Annotated in this window: 15 protein-coding genes; 11 read left to right on the top strand and 4 right to left on the bottom strand. The window is 59.4% G+C overall.

The features are described 5' to 3' along the window. Positions 1–120: 120 nt before the first annotated feature. Together ACYZTZ_RS15025 and ACYZTZ_RS15020 are read right to left on the bottom strand one after the other, a co-directional pair. Positions 121–909 (bottom strand): TIM barrel protein, encoded by a 789-nt coding sequence (locus ACYZTZ_RS15025; RefSeq protein WP_461998780.1) that lies wholly within the window; start codon positions 907–909, stop codon positions 121–123. After that, on the bottom strand, positions 906–1,928 hold the full coding sequence (locus tag ACYZTZ_RS15020) for a Gfo/Idh/MocA family oxidoreductase (protein ID WP_223433065.1): 1,023 nt from the start codon (positions 1,926–1,928) through the stop codon (positions 906–908). The genes ACYZTZ_RS15025 and ACYZTZ_RS15020 overlap by 4 nt, the downstream gene beginning before the upstream one ends. A 193-nt stretch (positions 1,929–2,121) precedes the next feature. Here ACYZTZ_RS15020 and ACYZTZ_RS15015 point away from each other — a divergent pair, with 193 nt between their 5' ends. Continuing rightward, a complete protein-coding gene (locus ACYZTZ_RS15015; RefSeq protein ID WP_461998779.1) occupies positions 2,122–4,131 on the top strand; it encodes a sigma-54 interaction domain-containing protein in 2,010 nt (669 codons plus the stop codon). On the opposite strand, the gene ACYZTZ_RS15010 is transcribed toward ACYZTZ_RS15015, so the two are convergent. Continuing rightward, a complete protein-coding gene (locus ACYZTZ_RS15010) occupies positions 4,111–5,160 on the bottom strand; it encodes a substrate-binding domain-containing protein (RefSeq protein WP_461998778.1) in 1,050 nt (349 codons plus the stop codon). The two genes, ACYZTZ_RS15015 and ACYZTZ_RS15010, sit on opposite strands and share 21 nt — an antisense overlap. 180 nt (positions 5,161–5,340) lie before the next feature. Between ACYZTZ_RS15010 and ACYZTZ_RS15005 the strand changes: the two genes are divergently transcribed. The 7 genes from ACYZTZ_RS15005 to ACYZTZ_RS14975 all read left to right on the top strand — a co-directional run bounded on the left by ACYZTZ_RS15005 (position 5,341) and on the right by ACYZTZ_RS14975 (position 11,943). After that, complete coding sequence (locus ACYZTZ_RS15005; RefSeq protein ID WP_461998777.1) at positions 5,341–6,453, top strand: fatty acid desaturase family protein; 1,113 nt, start codon at positions 5,341–5,343, stop codon at positions 6,451–6,453. A gap of 37 nt (positions 6,454–6,490) precedes the next feature. Next, positions 6,491–6,811, top strand: a complete 321-nt coding sequence (locus tag ACYZTZ_RS15000; protein ID WP_461998776.1) for a MocE family 2Fe-2S type ferredoxin — start codon at positions 6,491–6,493, stop codon at positions 6,809–6,811. Positions 6,812–6,829: 18 nt separating this feature from the next. Further along, positions 6,830–8,071, top strand: coding sequence for an NAD(P)/FAD-dependent oxidoreductase (locus ACYZTZ_RS14995; RefSeq protein ID WP_461998775.1), 1,242 nt, complete (start codon positions 6,830–6,832; stop codon positions 8,069–8,071). A gap of 1 nt (position 8,072) precedes the next feature. Continuing rightward, positions 8,073–8,921: a sugar phosphate isomerase/epimerase gene (locus ACYZTZ_RS14990; RefSeq protein WP_461998774.1), complete on the top strand. Its 849-nt coding sequence runs from the start codon at positions 8,073–8,075 to the stop codon at positions 8,919–8,921. A gap of 73 nt (positions 8,922–8,994) precedes the next feature. Next, positions 8,995–9,813 carry a CHAD domain-containing protein gene (locus ACYZTZ_RS14985; RefSeq protein ID WP_461998773.1) on the top strand — a complete coding sequence of 273 codons (819 nt, stop codon included), beginning with the start codon at positions 8,995–8,997 and terminating at the stop codon, positions 9,811–9,813. 192 nt (positions 9,814–10,005) lie between these two features. Further along, positions 10,006–10,941, top strand: a complete 936-nt coding sequence (locus tag ACYZTZ_RS14980; protein ID WP_461998772.1) for a Ppx/GppA phosphatase family protein — start codon at positions 10,006–10,008, stop codon at positions 10,939–10,941. Between the two features lie 561 nt (positions 10,942–11,502). After that, positions 11,503–11,943, top strand: coding sequence for a cupin domain-containing protein (locus ACYZTZ_RS14975; protein ID WP_461998771.1), 441 nt, complete (start codon positions 11,503–11,505; stop codon positions 11,941–11,943). Between the two features lie 13 nt (positions 11,944–11,956). Here ACYZTZ_RS14975 and ACYZTZ_RS14970 read toward each other — a convergent pair whose 3' ends face one another. Further along, entirely contained in the window at positions 11,957–13,387 is a 1,431-nt protein-coding gene (locus tag ACYZTZ_RS14970; RefSeq protein WP_461998770.1) for an MFS transporter, read from the bottom strand. Between the two features lie 134 nt (positions 13,388–13,521). On the opposite strand from ACYZTZ_RS14970, the gene ACYZTZ_RS14965 reads away from it, so the two are divergent. From ACYZTZ_RS14965 to ACYZTZ_RS14955, 3 genes are all read left to right on the top strand, one after another. Further along, positions 13,522–14,412 (top strand): LysR family transcriptional regulator, encoded by an 891-nt coding sequence (locus tag ACYZTZ_RS14965; RefSeq protein ID WP_461998769.1) that lies wholly within the window; start codon positions 13,522–13,524, stop codon positions 14,410–14,412. Positions 14,413–14,946: 534 nt separating this feature from the next. After that, positions 14,947–16,284 (top strand): TackOD1 domain-containing metal-binding protein, encoded by a 1,338-nt coding sequence (locus ACYZTZ_RS14960; RefSeq protein ID WP_461998768.1) that lies wholly within the window; start codon positions 14,947–14,949, stop codon positions 16,282–16,284. Positions 16,285–16,289: 5 nt separating this feature from the next. Beyond that, a complete protein-coding gene (locus ACYZTZ_RS14955) occupies positions 16,290–17,618 on the top strand; it encodes a glycosyltransferase family 2 protein (protein ID WP_461998767.1) in 1,329 nt (442 codons plus the stop codon). The last annotated feature ends 1 nt before the right edge of the window (position 17,619 follow it).

Genomic DNA, 17,619 nt, shown 5'->3' with positions numbered 1-17,619 from the left:
CGTCAAACCAGAACTTGCGGTGTATCAGACAGACCGCATCAGCCGGATTCACGACTGCTTCGCAGCCGAACGCAGCCTCGCAGGCTCGACAGCTGCTACAAAGAGTGCGTCGCTTAAGGCTCAATCCAGCGTGAAGGCCTGTCGGAAGCGTTCGAGTGCCGCTTCGCTGTCGCCACTGGCCCAGCCCTCGAGCCCGACGACTCCGGTGTATCCCATGCCAAACAACGCTTTGGCAATGGCCGGATAATGGATTTCACCGGTGCCCGGTTCCATGCGGCCGGGGACGTCGGCGACCTGAATTTCCCCGATGGCGCTGCCTGCGCGCTGGATCAGTTCGATCAGGTTTCCTTCGCCGATCTGCGCATGGTAAAGGTCCAGGTTCATCTTCAAATGCGGGCTGCCAACGGCCTCGATCAACGCCAGGGTATCGTCGGCGCGAGCGAACGGGGTGCCGGGGTGGTCCACTTCGGTATTGAGGTTCTCCAGCAAGAATACCCGGCCTGCCTCTTCGCCCAGACGGGCGATTTTTTCCAGGGTCTTGCAGGCGCTCAACCACATGCGTCCAGTGGTAAGGGCCACGGGTTTGACTGGCAAGCCTTTGTCGCCCAGGCCGGTGCCATGCAGGTTCAGGCTCGGGCAATTCAGTTGGGCGGCGACGGCTAGAGATTCCCGTGCGCTGTCGAGCAGGTGCTGGATGTCGTCGGGATCGGTCAGGTTGCCCGAGATGTAGCCGGTCATGGAGGTGAAGTCAGCACCCGTGGCAACAAGGGCTGGAATGTCTTTCTGCGTCCAGTCCCAGAGTTCGGCGCTGAAGCCCAACGCGTGAATCTGTTTGACGCGTTCGGTGAACGGCAGGTCGAGGAAGACCATCTCGGCACTGATCGCCAGTTTGAACGGTATGAAACTCATGAGCGGGCTCCTTGCACGCGCACCGCTTTGCCTTGCTGGAAGGACTCGATGCACGCGCGGGCAATGGCCAATGCCGCCCGGGCATCTTCGCCGCTGGCGAGTGGTTTTTCGCCGGTACGCAGGCAGTCGACAAAGTGGTTGAGTTCGGCTACATACGCATCACGCAGCAGGTCGGTGTCCAGGCGCTGGGTGTCGGCCTGGATGCCATTGGCCAAATAGCGAACCAGGTCAGACTCATTGACGCTGCCCATGGTCAGCATGCCCGCGCTGCCGAACACTTCCCCCCGAACATCGTAGCCATAGACCGCCTGGAAATTGGCCTCGGCCGTTGCGATGGCGCCGTTGTCGAAACGGATTGTCACCACTGCGGTGTCGAGGAAGCCCTTGTCCTTGAAGTCCGGTGCAATCAGCGCATCGGCCATGACAAAAACCTCGACCGCTTCGGCACCGGGATTCAGGTAGCGCAGGGTATCGAAGTCATGAATCAGGGTTTCGAGGAAAATCACCCACTGCGGCGAGGCGGCCGGATTGTTCAGCGCCGGGTCGCGCGTCAGCGAGCGCAGCAGTTGCGGCGTACCGATACGACCGGCGACCACGTCCAGATGAGCCGTGCGGAAGCTTTTGGCAAAGCGCCGGTTGAAACCGACTTGCAGCGTCACCCGTGCGTCGGCAGCGGCGGCGATGGCGCGGTCGGCCTCGTCGAGGGTGATGGCCATGGGTTTTTCACAAAACACGCCTTTGCCGGCGCGGGCTGCACTGATCACCAGTTCGGCGTGGCTGCGGGCTGGGGCAGCGATCAACACGCCGTCGATTTCCGGGTCATCGAGCAATTGCTGTGGATCGGTATAGACCCGCTGCACACCCAACTCTGCCGCGAGGCGGGCGGCCTGGCCGGGTGTCGGGTCGGCGATGGCGGCCAGACAGGCACCGGGAATGTGCCGGGCGGCAGTCAGGCCGTGAAAGCTGCCCATGCGGCCAGCACCGATGAGACCCAGGCGGATGATCTTGGACGTACTCATGAAATGACTCCCTTTTATTGTTGTTCAATGACTCGACAGCAGGAATGTCCTCGCTGGTACAAAGCAGGGAGCAAGGGCTGTGCCAATATTTAAATCATTGATACTTAAGGGAATATTTAAAGGTGTTTGTAATAAGTGTTCATTTTTATGACATGTCTATACTGACATGTCGAAAATATGAACATAGGAGCAAATGGTGATCCCACAGCCAATGGCCTTCAGCGTGCAAGACCTCGATTACATTACGGCGCTCGGTCCGGCGTCGCTGAACGAAGGACCGATCGCTGAGCTGGAGCAGGCCTGGCTGGCGTGTCTGAACGGTCGCACCGATCGACCTGCCGAGGTCAGGCAGGTGATTTGGGACTCCTGGCTACGCAGCGTCAGTGCCGGCCTCGACCCTGATGATGGTCAGTACCGATTTGTCAGCCCCGACGTGCTGACCGCAACACTGGCGGCCAATCGTGTGTTGATCACGGCGGCGGCGGAGGTCATGCGCGGGTTGCTGGCCTACAACCCCCGGGGCCATATCAATCTGACCGATGCCGAAGGGACGACGCTGTATTTCTGCGGCCTCGATCTCACGCCGGTGGGCAGCCGGCTGCTGGAGTCGGTGCAGGGCACCAACTGCACGGGGCTGGCGCTTGCCGAAGACCGATTGGTGTATGTGCTGGCCGAGGAAAACTTCGGGATCGGCCTGCGTCGGCGGCGCATGCATTGTGCTGCTGCGCCGATCCGGGATGCGCAGGGCCGGACACAGGCCATGCTGACCCTGACCGCAGAGCCGGGCTGGTTTCATTTTCATACGCTGGGCACCGTGCAGGCAGCGGCCGAAGCGGTCTCGCGGCAGATGGCGCTGCAAGCATTGCTGGAAGAGCAACAAACTGTGCTTGAAGTCCTCAACGAAGGACTGGTGGTGCTGGATGAGCGGGGCTGCATCAAGGCGCTCAACCGTTATGCCCGCCAATTGTTCCGCGTGGGCCGGGATCTGCTGGGCAGCCCGTTCCAGCGTCTGGGCCAGAGTGAACTGACCGATGAGATTCTGCTGCGCGGCGGGGAAGGGCTACGGGACCTGGACTGCACGTTTGAATTGCATGATCGCAGTCAACTGGCGTGCCTGGTGTCCGTGTGCTCGTTGGAGCAGGGTGGACGCATCGTCTCGTTGCGGGAGAACCGACGCATCCGGGAAATTACCCGGCGAATCATCGGCACCCAGGCCAGTTACACCTTCGAGACCATTCAGGGCAGTTCGCGAGCGATACAGGATGCATTGCACCTGGGGCGGATTGCCAGTCGCAGTGATTCGACCACGCTGATTCTGGGTGAAAGCGGTACCGGCAAAGAGCTATTCGCTCAGGCGATTCATAACGCCAGTGACCGTTGCAGCGGTCCTTTCGTGGCCGTCAATTGCGGGGCCATTCCGCGAGATCTGGTGCAGAGCGAACTGTTTGGTCATGTCGAAGGCGCCTTCACCGGATCGGCGCGCGGAGGCTCTGCCGGGAAGTTCGAATTGGCCGATGGCGGAACGATCTTTCTCGATGAAATCGGTGACATGTCGTTTGATGCCCAGGTCAGCCTGCTGCGCGTCTTACAAGAAGGCGAGGTGACACGCGTTGGCGCGAAAAAATCGCAGCAGGTGAACGTTCGCATCATCGCCGCCACTCACCGTAACCTGAGCCAAGCAGTGGCCGAGGGTGCCTTCCGCGAGGATCTTTACTACCGGCTCAACGTCCTGAACCTGACGGTTCCGCCGCTGCGAATGCGCCGGGACGATGTGCCGTTGCTGGCGCGACATTTTCTCAGCCGCTGCGCCCGCTCCCTGCGCAAGTCGGTGCAGGGCATCTCGCCAGAGGCACTGGATATTCTGTCGGCCTACCACTGGCCGGGTAATGTTCGCGAGCTGGAAAACACCATTGAACGGGCGACCAACCTGGCCGTTACCGAACTGATCCAGCCGGGTGATCTACCGCTTGAAATCAAGCAAAGGCAGCGGCCGTCAGCGTCGGGAAATGTGCCCGAACCCCGGGCCGCCCTGGACCTTGGCGCCCATGAAATGAATGCGATCATTGCGGCCCTGAAGGATACCCGCGGCAACATCCGCCTGGCCGCCAAACAGCTGAACGTTTCTCGTGGCGGGCTGTACAACAAAATGAATCGGTTCGGACTGAGTGCCGAGGCTTTCCGTTCAGGGCCGGGCATTCTCTGACGTGACGATCTGCAAGGGAATATGGATGCGATGCCGGGCCGGATCGAAGTCCGGCGCGGTCTGCAATTCCACCAGCAAGTCGACCAGCGCCGCCGCCAACAATCGCGGCTGGGAATCGATGAGCAAACTGATCAAGCCCTGCGACAAAGCCTGGCGCGACAGCTCGGTCGATTCCTGCAGGATGCAGCACAGCGACGGCCGCTTCGGTAACTGCGACAGCGCACTGATGATCCCGTCGCCGCCACCGCCGACCACGCACAAACCCCGCAAATCGTCATGCCGTGCCAGCAGTTCCAGCGTCGCTTCTTCGGTGATGTCGCAGTTGTCCAGGTTGATCACCGCTTCAAGCATCCGCAACCCCGGTGCGTGTTCCGTCAGGTAACTGCGCAGCCCTTCGACTCGCGCCTGATGGCCGAGAAAACGGTGGCCGCCGAGCAGGACCCCGATGCTGCCTTTGCGCGCACCGCAGGTGTGAGCCATCAGCCAGCCCATGGTGCGGCCGACCTCATGATTATCCTGGCCGACGTAAGGCTCATTCGCGGCCTCATCGATGTTGGACAGCAACGCGATCACCGGCACGCCGGCCTCTCTGATCTGGGCGATGGCGGCATTGATCAGCGGGTGAGCGAAGCTGACCACCGCCAGGCCATCGCACTGCACCGCCAGTTGTTCGATCTGAGCAACGATGGCGCTCGGTGTGCGATCGAATACGTACTCGAACTGACAGCTCAGGTTGGCGCCGGTCTGACGCTGCGCCGCCTCGGTAATGGCGGCGGCAACATTGGAATAGAACGCCTGGGCAGTACCGAGCAGCAGGATGCCGAAACGATAGCTGGGACGCCGTTCGCGGATCCGCTGACCGATCAGCCTGGCGGCGAAATAACCAACGGCTTCGGCGGCCTGGAATACTTGCTCGGCAGTGGCCGGGTTGACCGGCGCCCTGGCGTTGAGTACCCGGTCGACGGTGGCGACACTCAAGTGAGCGTGCTCGGCGACCGTGGCGATGGTGGGGCGTTTAGTGTTGGTCATGGCGGGTCCCGAAAACGCCTTGATAGAAAACTATCAAGCCTTGCTGGGCCTGGATGATAGCTTGATAGGGAATGTATTCAAGGGCTTGAGGGTAATCATTGGGCTCTCTATCTTTTCTCCAACGATGTGATCCCGCGTCGAAAAGTGCCTGAAACCATCAAGCTTGCGGAGAACAATAAAATGCCTGAACAAAACGCAGCCTATGAACACCGCGGTAAACCCGTGCCTCGGGATTATCGATTGATCGGTCCCGAAGCCGCCAAAGCGGCGCAAAAAGGCTTGGTGTCGGCCAACTGGTACCAATCGCCCATTTCCCGTAAACGCATGAAGGAACTGATGCAGCGCCGGGACGGCCCGGCCTTGCGCGATACCGCGATCTGGTTGCTGTCGATGGTCGTCACCGGCTTAGGCGGTTACTGGTTCTGGGGCTCTTGGGCCTGCGTTCCATTCTTCTTCGTCTATGGGCTGCTTTACGGCACGGCGTCCAATGCCCGCTGGCACGAAGCGGGTCACGGTACGGCGTTCAAAACCCGCTGGATGAATGATGCGGTCTACCAGCTGTCGAGCTTCATGTTCATGTTCGAACCCCAGGTCTGGCGCTGGAGCCACGCGCGGCACCACACCGACACCATCATCGTCGGCCGCGATCCTGAGATCGTCGAGCCGCGTCCGCCGAGCCTGATCAATATGGTGTTGAGCCTGTTCAGGATGCCTTACGCGTTGAAGACGATGGGGTCAGTCTGCCGGCATGCAATGGGGCGGATGGATGAAGAAGAGCAGACGTTCATCCCGGAATCCGAGTGGCCCAAGGTGGTGAGGGACGCGCGCGTCTGGCTGGTGATTTATGGGCTTGTCGTGGGCACTGCACTGTATTTGCAAAGCTGGTTGCCGCTGATGTTTATCGGTCTGCCAACCCTTTACGGCGGCTGGCTGTCCTACCTGTTCGGCCTGACGCAGCATGTCGGCCTTGCTGAAGACGTACTCGATCACCGCAGCAACTGCCGCACGATTTACATGAACCCAGTGCTGCGCTTTATGTACCTCGACATGAACTATCACCTCGAACATCACATGTATCCGATGGTGCCTTTTCATGCGCTGGCGCAGCTTCACGAAGAGATTCGCCACGACTGCCCGCCGCCTTACACCAGCCTGTTCGAGGCCTTCAAAGAAATCCTCCCGACCATCTGGAAGCAGCGCAAAGACCCGACTTATTTCATCCGTCGCCCTTTGCCACAACGCGCAGAGCCTGCCGCAACCGCCCGGGCGGAAGCTGAAGTAACGCCGGCCTGACACCGTCCTGTCTGTACCCCTAACAAGAGAAAACGCCATGACCGATCAATGGATCGATGTATGTGCCGTGGGCGAGATTAATGAAGAAGATGTCATTCGTTTCAACCATGGCCAGCACACCTATGCCGTCTACCGCTCCGCCGACAGCGAGTTCTTCGCCACCGCAGGCCTGTGCACCCACGAATCCATTCACCTGGCCGATGGCCTGGTGATGGAGCATGTCATCGAGTGCCCCAAGCACAACGGGCGTTTCGACTACCGCTCCGGCAAAGCCCTTGGCGCACCGGTGTGCGTCAACCTCAAGACCTATCAGGTGCGGGTCGAGGCGGGGCGTGTCCTGCTCGCCATTACGGTTTAATTGCAGGGAGTCTGTGCCATGAATTCTACCAATGCTCCACTGGTCATCGTCGGCGCCGGGCATGCGGGTGGCCGCGCCGCGCTGACCCTGCGTGCTGAAGGTTATAGCGGTCGCCTGATTCTGATAGGCGACGAGTCCCACCCTCCGTATGAACGTCCGCCGCTGTCCAAGGGATTGTTGCAGGGCACGGTAGATCTGGCGGGCTACAGCTTGTGCGACAGCGCTCGACTCGCCGAACTGGACATCGAACACCTGGCCGGCAATCCGGTGAAAAACCTGGACCCGCAGCAGCATCGTCTGCAGTTGGCCGACGGTAGCTGGCTGGCCTATGCGCGTCTGTTGCTCGCGACGGGAGGGCGCTCGCGGCGACTGAGCTCTATGCCCGAACATCTGGGCAACGTGCTTTATCTGCGGACCCATGACGAAGCGTTGGCACTGCGCGCTTCGTTGCGGCCCGGTGCTCGGTTGGTGATCATCGGCGGTGGTTTCATCGGACTCGAAGTCGCCGCGACTGCCCGTGCCTTGGGGTGCTCGGTAACCTTGCTTGAGGCCGGACCGCGCCTTGCGGGGCGGGTGTTGCCGGAGCAACTGTCCAGTGTCCTGCTGGAACTGCATCGCCGCCAGGGCGTGGATGTCCGCTTGAACGTGGTCATTGAGGCGGTGCAAGGCAACGCTTGCGTCGAGGCGGTGCAACTGGTCGACGGCGAGCCTCTGCCTTGCGACCTGGTGGTAGTGGGCATCGGCATGCAACCCAACATTGAACTGGCCGCAGCCGCTGGGATCGAGGTCGGGCAGGGCATCCGTGTCGATGCTCAGTTGCGCACCAGCGCGCTCGACATCTTTGCGGCGGGCGATGTCTGTGAATTTCAGCTGCACCCGCAAGGGGTTTTCCAGCGTCAGGAAACCTGGCGCAACGCCGAGACCCAAGGCCATCACGCCGCCCTGAATCTCTTGGGCGGCGAGCAACCTTTCGAGGTCATTCCCGGTTTTTGGTCTGATCAGTACGACTGGGGATTGCAGATCGTGGGCGTGATTTCGAACGCCGAACCCACGGCGAGCCGGGCAACCCCGGATGGCGGATTCCTGTTGTTCTACCTCGATGCCGAGCAACGTCTGCAAGGTGCTTGCGGTTGGGGCCAGGGCAATAGCGTCGCGAAGGACATCAAATTGTGCGAGAGGCTGATCGCCAACCATAACCCCCTCTCGGTGGACGCGTTGGCCGATGCCGGTGTGCCGCTCAAACAACTGCTCAGGAGCTGACATGCGTGAATTTCTGGTATTTCAGTCCCTGTGGGCCATGCAAAATCAACATGGCCAATGCGACCTTCCCATGGAAGCGCAGCTGGAGAAAATCGCCGCCGCCGGCTTCGATGGGATCACCGACCATTTCTGGGTCGCGCCACATGCGGCACGCCTGAGTGCCGCCGCCAAGGCGCAGGGCCTGCAAATCGAAGGTCAGCTGTTCCCCCGCACGGTGGATGATCTGGCGGCGGCGATTGATGTCGCTTCCTGCTACGGCTGCCACCACCTCACGCTGCAAGCCGACGTCCGGCCGCGTACGTTGACGCAAGCGATCAAGTTGATCGAAGGCTGGCAGCGACTGGCCGAACAGGTGGACTTTCCGATCCTGCTGGAAACCCACCGTTATCGCCTCACCAGCGACCTGTTGTTCACCCTCGACATCCTCGCTGAAATGCCCGATCTCAAACTGTTGGCCGACTTGTCCCACTATGTCGTGGGCCGCGAACTGCCAGAGCTGGCCACCGCCGAGGACGACGAGCAGATCCATACCATCCTGCGTCACAGTTGGGGTTTCCATGGTCGCGTCGCCAACGGCGAACAGGTCCAGGTGCCGTTGAGCTTCGCCCAGCATCGACCCTGGCTGGAGCGTTTCCTCGGCTGGTGGCGCTATGGGATCGAGGATTGGCTGGCCCGACCGAACACACCCGCCAGCCTGTCCTTCACCTGTGAACTCGGCCCACCGCCGTATGCAATTACGGGTGCCGACGGAGGCGATATTACCGATCGTTGGGCCGAGGCGTTGATGCTCAAGGAGTTGATACGCAAGGTCTGGAAGGAGTGTCAGGTGCGACCACACAAGGGGCACTGATTTAATGCAAGACCGGTCGAACGCACTGGCCAGTGCTAAGCTCGTGTCAATTCCGTTTCAATGAGATGACCCAATGGCGTTCGTCGACAAGTTCGTTGCCGAGATACTGGCGCTTCAGGTTGCCCTGTATCACGCCCGTGCTCGGTTGGAGGCACGAACTGATAGCGAAGCTTTGCATGATCTCCGGATCGCCGTGAGGCGTATCAGGAGTTTGCTTCGACCGATGCGCACCCTGAGCGCGGTGGTGGCTCTGAATAATGCTGCGGCTGAAGTGGGAAGGCTGACTACACCAGCTCGCGATCTGGAGGTGATGATTCAGGAACTGGAGGACAGGGGCTTTCCTGGCCTGGTTCAACCCAGAAAAGCGCGCTTGGCTTCTCACTACTCCAGGATTCTAAAAAGCCCGGCCCTCAAGAACCTGTTCATTCAATTGGATATGTGGCCTTCCACTTTTCGCTCAGTTGAAGTCAGCGGCGGTTTAAAACACATCCAGCCTCAAATCGAAAAAGCGCTGAGAAAGCAGATTGACCGGCTGCATGCGGCTGTGGATGACGTTGGGTTTGATCGGCACGAGTTGAGAATTCTGGTAAAGCGAACGCGCTACCTCACGGAAGCGTTTCCCAGTCTTTCACCGCTTTCGCGTAAAGCTGCGAGTGCGCTCAAGGCACTGCAATCGGCTTTGGGCGCCTGGCATGACCATTATCAATGGTGCCAAAAGGCGCTGATCGAATCCGACCTGCGTCCGCTGGAAAAGGTTTGGCAAGACTGCGCGGCAACCGCTCTCGAAAAAGCAGAGATCCAATTGGTCGATCTGTCAAAACGGCTGCCAAAATCATCAGGCAAAAAAAAGCCGCCTAAAGGGGCAGCAGAAGAACAAGCACGCGTTGTATAGCCTGAGTATGGCTGTCGAAGGTTACAGCACGATGACAGATTTTTTGCGTCCTTCGAAGATCACATCCTCAAGACCCGCGATCCTGATGTCTGCTCATTCGTAAAGGGCAGCGGGTGTCATCTTAGCGTCATCGACCCCATGGCAAGATCCTCGCAAACCGCCTAGCGCGCTCAGCTTGCAAGGAATCGCCCCATGAAAGGAGACGCCTCTCTATTTGCAGCCATTGACCTTGGTTCTAATGCGTTTCGCATGATGATCGGCCAGTCAGTCCGAGGGCGTAAGGGGTTCGTGATCCAGGAAGTGAAAACCCTGCGTGAACCTGTCCGTTTGGCAGAGGGGTTTCAAGGTGGCGCGCTGGACGAGTTGGCTCTGGATCGGGGATGGCAAGCGCTCGCGCGATTTGGCAAAAAGTTACGCGGCTTCGAGGCCGGTCGAGTGCGGGCGGTGGCGACCAGCGCCGTCCGTGAAGCCGACAATGCGCAACTGTTTTTAGCCAGCGCGGAGCGGCACCTGGGGTTTCGGATTGATGTCATCTCTGGGCATGAAGAGGCCCGACTGGTGTACGCCGGTGTTGCCCATACGATACCCGGTACCGAAAACAGGCGACTGGTCGTGGATATCGGTGGCGGGTCCACTGAATTGATTCTGGGGCAGGGCGCTCAGCCCTTGATGACCGAGAGTATTGCCATAGGCAGCGGCAACTTCGGCGCACGCTACTTTCAGGGTGGCTGTATCACGGCTCAGGCGCTCCTGGAAGCTGAGCGCGTAGCCACTCTACAATTTGAAAAAGTGGCGCGTCGTTATCGCGCGCTGGGTTGGCAGCAGGTGATTGGCTCTTCAGGCACCGCACGGATGCTGGCCAAAGTCCTCAAGGCCAACGGGTTGAACGACGATGGCGAAAGCGGCATCACCTACAGCGGCCTGTTGCGTTTGTCGTTGCGCCTGCTTGAAGTGGGGCATGTCAAACAGCTCGGCCTGGCGGGCTTGCAAACCCATCGCCAGAGCATCTTGCCAGGCGGTCTGGTGCTCATGCTGGCGGCATTCAAGGTGTTTGGTGTCTCGCAGATGACGCCTTCCGAGCCGGGTCTGAGGTTCGGCGTTCTGCATGGCCTGATGAGTAAACACTGATCAGCCCGTAGCAACCTTGCCTCGATGAAGGCCCGGTCGTCATTGGCCCCAGTGAGGTGTGTCACTGGAGTTAGTGTTTTTCCATCCTGCCGCGCTTCCCAAAGGGCAAAATCGTTCTAAAAAGCCCGCCTTGCGCTTTGGACTTTGGACTACTCTTGAAGATGTAGGTGAAGACGCAGACTGATGCGCAAGCGGATGGCGAGGAAACGTGGGGCGCGTTCCGAAGGGTACACGGTTAGAAAGATCTCCGCGCTGAGATCCAGCCCTTATGCCGTGTGAAGCAGGACAGCACAAAACTGTTCTGTGGGAGGCCTGATAAACCTTGTAAGCCGGAGACCAGCGCCGGCCACCTACTCGATTTACGAAGCCCGCCTTGTGCGGGCTTTTTCGTGTCCGCAGGATCTGTTTGTATCGGAACGTATCCCGCGCACCTGCAGCTACCTTCGCTTACAAAACCAGGGCATTGGCGACACTTGCGCGATACACGGCGGCCTCCAAATAGAGCCACCGCATCCGCGGCAAGCTCCGCGCGCATTCCCGCGCACTGATTGGAGAAATGCCATGTCCCGTTTCAACCGCCGTATTTCTGCTGGCATGCTCGGCGTCGCCGTTGCCGCGGCACTCACCGCCTTCGCGGGTCTCTCTCAAGCACAAGAGGCGCCTCCAGCAAAAAGCTGGCAGGCGGGTCTTCACCGTACCGATCTGCTGCGCCAGGATCTCGATGTCGCGGGGCGTGAAGTGATCCAGGTTCTCGTTGATTTTGAGCCGGGTGTGGTATCACCCAAGCATTCTCATCCCGGGGTGGAAGTGGCCCACGTGATCGAGGGCACGTTTGAATATCAACTCGAGGGTCAGCCTCCTGTAACGCTCAAGGCTGGCGATTCCTTGTACATCCCCGCAGGCACTGCGCACGTCGCGAAGAATATCGGCGCGAACAAAGCGTCTGAGCTGGCGACGTACATTGTGAAAAAAGACACGCCACTGGTCGTGCTGAAAAAGTAAACGACCTGTCGACTTACCGACGGTCACGACGCACTGCCAGCGCGCGGCTTCCCAACGCGATGGCCAGTGCGACAGCGATCAGCACCAGCGCCACGGCGAAGGTGATCCGCAGACCGCTGGCAACCGCTTCGGGTCGCGCCGTTGCAATGTCGACCGAGGCCGATGCGAGCGCGAACACCGCGCCCAAGGCGGACGCCCCCGTGATGAGTCCCAGATTGCGCGACAGGTTGAGCAGGCCGGAGATGACGCCTCGCTGGTCCGGCTGAACATCCGCCATGACCGCCGTGTTGTTGGCTGTCTGGAACAGGGCATAGCCGAGGGTCATCACGACCATCGGCAAAAGGTAGCCACCGATGCCGAACGTCTCTGGCAATACCGATAACGTGAGACACCCGGTCGCCATGGCGATGAGCCCGGCGAGGGTCATGCGTTGGGCGCCAAAGCGGTCGGCAATCCGGCCGGCGGGCACACCCGTCAGTGCCGCGACAAACGGCCCGACTGACAAGACCAGTCCAACCAGAACGGCATCGAGCCCCAACCCATGCGCGAGATAGAAGGGGCCGACCACGAGCGTCGCCATCATCACTGTCGCGACGAGCAGGCTCATGGCGAGGCTGCCACTGAGCACGGGATCACGGAACATCGCCAATCGAATCAACGGTGAGGTGACTCGAGCCTCGGTGAATACAAAGAGGCAGGCGCCGCCGCCCGCCGCCAACAGCAAGGCGATGTTGAACGGACCGAAACTGCCTCGCCCAAGGGTCATGGCCAGCGCATAAGCGGCGAGCGTCAACGCCAACAGCAGCGTGCCCAGCGGGTCGAAGCCGGCGCGATCGGTCTTGGGCTTTTGGCGATCGGCGGGCAAGTAGCGATGCGCGAGCACTAACGTCAGTAAGCCCAGCGGTACGGTGATAAGGAAGATCGCCCGCCAGCCAAACCCGCCAATCAGCAGGCCACCGAGCGACGGCCCCATCGCGGTGCCAATCGCCGACATCGTCCCGAGCAAGCCCATGGCGCTGCCGGTTTTTGCCTTCGTCACCGTCTCACCGACAAAGGCCATGGTCAGCGCCATCATGATTGCCGCACCGATTCCCTGCAGCGCCCGGGCGCCAATCAGCAGCCAGAGCGTGGGCGCAAAGCCGCACAGGGCCGACGCCAGGGTGAACAAGCCGATGCCGGTCAAGAGCAGCCGCCGACGGCCAGTGATGTCACCGAGCCGACCGACACTGACAATCAGGGTGGTAATGGCCAGAAGGTAGGCGAGGACGATCCACTGCACGTGCTGGAAGGAGGCGTTGAACACCTGGGCCAAGGTCGGCAAACCCACATTGGCGATGCTGGTGCCGAGCGAGGACAGCAACATCGACAGCGAAAGACTGGCCAGCGCCCACCGAACCGACGGTGTCTGTTGTGCACGCTCTGCGACTGCACTGATTGATTTCATGCTGTTCCTCTTTTCTGGCCACTCCCGAAGCGGAGCTATCAGAAATCTACGCCCCGGCCTAACATGGCGGAAGGCGCACCGTTTGCACTTGATACGTGCGTTCAACGCCATATCACTCTGCCACGGGGCGCCGCATGTCCACTCCCGATTTCAACTTGCTGATCACCCTTGATGTGCTGCTCGCCGAAGGCAGCGTGGCACGCGCCGCCAAGCGCTTGCGCCTGAGCCCGTCGGCCATGAGCCGGGCATTGGCGCGATTGCGTGAAACCACCGGCGATCCGCTGTTGGTCAGGGCCGGGCGGGGGCTGGTTGCCACTCCGCGAGCGCTCGAACTGCGCGAGCGGGTCAGCCAACTGGTGCAGGACGCCGAAGCGGTCCTTCGGCCTGCCGAGCAACCCGACCTCAGCCAGCTGAGCCGCACGTTCACGCTGCGCACCAGTGAAGGCTTTGTCGAGAATTTTGGCGCGGACCTGATTGCCCGCGTCGCCGAGCAGGCCCCTGGCGTGCGGCTGCGCTTTATGCACAAACCCGACAAAGACAGTGCGTCACTGCGCGACGGCACGGTCGATCTGGAAACGGGTGTGGTGGGGACAGCCGCTGGCCCGGAGTTGCGTACCCAGGGCTTGTTTCGGGATCGATTTATTGGCGTCGTGCGAATGGGGCATCTGTTGAGCGAAGGCGAGATAACCCCCGCGCGTTATGCGGCGGGCAGCCATATCAGCGTCTCTCGGCGGGGGCTCGACAAGGGGCCCATTGATGAAGCCCTTGAGCTCCTGGAACTGGATCGGCACATAGCAACAATCGTTGCAGGCTTCTCCACTGCGCTGGCGCTCGCCCGAGCGACTGACTTCATCGCCAGCGTTCCCGAACGCCACACTGCCAGCCTGCGCGCCGGCCTGCACAGCTTTGCACTGCCGTTGTCTTTGCCGGCATTCACCGTCGCCATGCTCTGGCATCCGCGGCTGGATGCCGACCCTGTGCATCGCTGGTTGCGGGGTTGCCTTCGGGAGGTTTGTGCCGAGTAAGAAAGTTGGCAGATTTGATCTATTGTTCATTGTTGAAACAGGGATGTTTCACTCGTGTAACTATTGCATGATTATTCTGGTTCTATAAGTGAGTAATTTTGGTATAAAAATACTTTGAACTTGTTAATGTCCAGACGGTAGCTAAAGCCATTTGTCGCAAATGGGAATTAACTGCTGATACCATTAAATGGCGCAACGCTATCAATGGTGGCCATTAACTAGTAGTGAGTATAGCTGTAATGATTAAGTTACTTAGTGTGTATAACTTTATGAAATATAAGTAATTATTTTTTCTGGTGATAAGGCGCGTTATCGCGCCGAAACTCGATGAACAAGGCGGGATCCAATTAAAATCAATGGCGATATATTGGCGGTCTATATATCAAAAAATAACTTCATAATAATGCTGACGTTTTTCTGATGCGGTGCTAGTGTTTCTAACTCCTTTTAATCGTACTTGCCTGTCTGCAGAGGCCATGCGTCATGCCGACTCCAACTCCACGGATTGCGATACTGGGTAATAGAGTTCCAAGCTTGAATCTTCCGGAGCTTGAGCACTTCGCCGAAATGGGCCGCTTGTTGGCTGCACCCGCCTTTGATGTCCTGCTGCTGGACCTGCCAGCGGTTTATGCCGGGCGGGTGCTTCGAAAGTTGCGCGCCATTCCCCCTTATCGCTACAGCCTCATTTACTGCTGCCGTGATCAGAACGGCTGGTGTGAAGCCTTGGGTGATGGCGCATGCCCTGTCGATTCCAGCGAAACAAGAGCCCTCTGGGGGGTGTGGCGAGAACGCTACAGGTTGTTCAAACAGGGTTCTGCCCCCGAGCATTTTGAAAGTCGGGTGCTTTCATGGTTGTGGTTGCGCGACAACGCCCACATCTATGCCCTTCGAGACCCGGAGGTGCCTCAGCATTATCGTTATCCGTTGCTGGACGCCCTGGCTGATAACGAGCAGGTCAACTCGTTTGTCTGGCTCAGTTTGATGGTGCAGCAGGACTGGCTGGAAGAGGGGGTTCTGGTCGATCGCGTTCGCCTGTGTTCGGAGTGTGGCTCGGGCCGGCTCAATTACATTGATGTGTGTGCCGAATGTCAGGCCCTGGACATTTCACGGCAGCCTTCATTGCACTGCTTTACCTGTGGGCATGTGGGGCCACAGGAATCCTTTCTCAAAGACGGGGTGTTGTTGTGCCCCAACTGCTTGAACCGGTTGCGCCATATCGGCACTGATTACGACCGCCCGATGGAGAACTATCGCTGTCGGTCATGTCAGGCGTTTTTTGTCGATGCCGACGTGCAGGCGCGCTGCCTGGACTGCGGCCTGTCACACACGCCTGACAAGTTGCGAGTACGCGAGGTCAGAGATTTCCGCCTGGCCGAGGCCGGCCGTTTCCGCTGCCGCCAGGAGTTCAGCGATCAAAAGGCCCATCACTTCGGTCGACTCAATCTGTTAGGCGGCAAGGATTTCTATGACCTGCTGACCTGGCAGATGCAGGTCGTACGCCGCTACCAGTCGCCTGCCTTCTCACTGCTCGGTCTGCGCTTCGTCAACCTGGCCGGTACGTTGACTCGCCTGGGTGAACACCACGGCCATGCCTTCATCGATAGCGTGGCTGAGCGATTGAAGGAAACCGTCAGGGATACAGACCGCTGCTCTCGAAGTACCGAAGAGTACTTCTGGATCATGCTTCCCCATACCGATGGCAACGGCCTGGAAACCGTCAAACAACGCTTGAGCCGGGTCGCCGAGTTGTTTTCAGCACCGGAGGTCAGCGACATTTCCTTGCGTGTCGTCAGCATCACGGCGCCCCAGGATCTGCTCGAGCAGGAAGATGGCGAACTACTACTGGCCCGTCTGGCCAGTGAGTTGGCGTGACCGCCATGAGCCCTTTCCTGGAGCAACTCCTCAACGCACTCAGCGGGATCATGGGACCGGATGGTTTGAGCCGGGTGTTTTTCATGCTTTTCCCTTTGTTTCTGATCTTTGAATTGCCCCTGATGATCATGGTGATGCTGGGTGTTTTGCGCTGGTTCACACGTCGGCGCACCCGTGTACCGAAGATCAGTCTCTATCGGCCCAAGGTCTCTTGCATCATTACCTGTTACAGCGAAGGGATGGACGTTCAGACCACGCTGTTAAGCCTGTGCGAGCAGACGTACCCCGGCCACATCGAGATGATTCCGGTGGTGGACGGGGCCACGGTGAACCAGCCGACGCTCAGCGCCGTGCGCAGTTTCAACGTGGATCCGCAGTTGTACCCCCGGCGTCATTTGCGCCCGATTGCCAAGTGGCAGAGGGGCGGGCGGGTGTCGTCGTTGAACGCCGGCCTGTCGCTTGCCAGCGGTGAAATCGTGATGGCGCTCGACGGTGACACGTCCTTCGACAACAACATGGTCAGCTCCATCGTGCGCCATTTCGCGGACCCGTCGGTGCCTGCGGTCGCCGGTAGCCTGCGAGTGCGCAATGTCTGGGCTTCGTGGGTGACCGCAATGCAGGCGCTGGAATACCTGTTGTCCATCCACATGTCGAAAATCGGTCTGGCCGAATGGAACCTGGTCAATAACGTCTCGGGGGCCTTCGGGGCATTCCGCCGCAGCTTTCTGGTGAAAATCGGTGGCTGGAACACGCACACCGCGGAGGATCTGGACCTGACGTTGCGCATCAAGAGTTACTTCAAGCGACACGACTTGAGGATTCCCTTCGAACCGGAAGCGATTGGACACACCGATGCACCGTCGACGCTCAGTCAGTTTCTGATGCAGCGCTTGCGCTGGGATGGCGACCTGTTTTTTCTGTACATCAGAAAGCACAACCGCAACATCAACCCCAACTTGTTGGGCTGGCCGACCTTTCTGATGATCCTGCTCAGCGGCTTCTTTTTTCAGCTGGTGCTGCCGTTCCTCATCTTCAGCTACACCTTGCTGGCGTTGTTTGTTCTGCCGGGCAAGACGCTGCTGTTTCTGTTTGTACTGATTTATGCGCTGTACCTGACGATCACCGCGATGTTGTTCAGCGCCATGTTGTTGATGGTGTCCGACCGACCTGCAAAGGACATGGTCCTGGGGTTGTTGGTGCCTTTTTTTCCGCTGTTCATGCTACTCCTGCGGTGCTGGAGCGCAGTGGCCATGCTCAACGAGATCTTTCGCCGGGGCCACGAAGAAAGCTCTATGGCACCGTGGTGGGTGCTTAAACGAGCCACGAGGTTTTGAT

This window comes from Pseudomonas sp. LB3P58 (genome assembly GCF_054897895.1).
The sequence above is the reverse complement of the archived record's forward strand: the minus strand, read 5'-3'. Positions and strand labels throughout refer to the sequence as shown.

Bases quoted from the DNA above. Each gene is read 5' to 3' on its own strand.
- ACYZTZ_RS15005 (WP_461998777.1), top strand. From the start codon at position 5,341: ATGCCTGAACAAAACGCAGCCTATGAACACCGCGGTAAACCCGTGCCT.
- ACYZTZ_RS14965 (WP_461998769.1), top strand. From the start codon at position 13,522: ATGTCCACTCCCGATTTCAACTTGCTGATCACCCTTGATGTGCTGCTC.
- ACYZTZ_RS14985 (WP_461998773.1), top strand. From the start codon at position 8,995: ATGGCGTTCGTCGACAAGTTCGTTGCCGAGATACTGGCGCTTCAGGTT.
- ACYZTZ_RS14955 (WP_461998767.1), top strand. From the start codon at position 16,290: ATGAGCCCTTTCCTGGAGCAACTCCTCAACGCACTCAGCGGGATCATG.
- ACYZTZ_RS15000 (WP_461998776.1), top strand. From the start codon at position 6,491: ATGACCGATCAATGGATCGATGTATGTGCCGTGGGCGAGATTAATGAA.
- ACYZTZ_RS15025 (WP_461998780.1), bottom strand. From the start codon at position 909: ATGAGTTTCATACCGTTCAAACTGGCGATCAGTGCCGAGATGGTCTTC.
- ACYZTZ_RS15015 (WP_461998779.1), top strand. From the start codon at position 2,122: ATGGTGATCCCACAGCCAATGGCCTTCAGCGTGCAAGACCTCGATTAC.
- ACYZTZ_RS14975 (WP_461998771.1), top strand. From the start codon at position 11,503: ATGTCCCGTTTCAACCGCCGTATTTCTGCTGGCATGCTCGGCGTCGCC.
- ACYZTZ_RS14990 (WP_461998774.1), top strand. From the start codon at position 8,073: ATGCGTGAATTTCTGGTATTTCAGTCCCTGTGGGCCATGCAAAATCAA.
- ACYZTZ_RS14995 (WP_461998775.1), top strand. From the start codon at position 6,830: ATGAATTCTACCAATGCTCCACTGGTCATCGTCGGCGCCGGGCATGCG.
- ACYZTZ_RS14980 (WP_461998772.1), top strand. From the start codon at position 10,006: ATGAAAGGAGACGCCTCTCTATTTGCAGCCATTGACCTTGGTTCTAAT.
- ACYZTZ_RS15020 (WP_223433065.1), bottom strand. From the start codon at position 1,928: ATGAGTACGTCCAAGATCATCCGCCTGGGTCTCATCGGTGCTGGCCGC.
- ACYZTZ_RS14970 (WP_461998770.1), bottom strand. From the start codon at position 13,387: ATGAAATCAATCAGTGCAGTCGCAGAGCGTGCACAACAGACACCGTCG.
- ACYZTZ_RS15010 (WP_461998778.1), bottom strand. From the start codon at position 5,160: ATGACCAACACTAAACGCCCCACCATCGCCACGGTCGCCGAGCACGCT.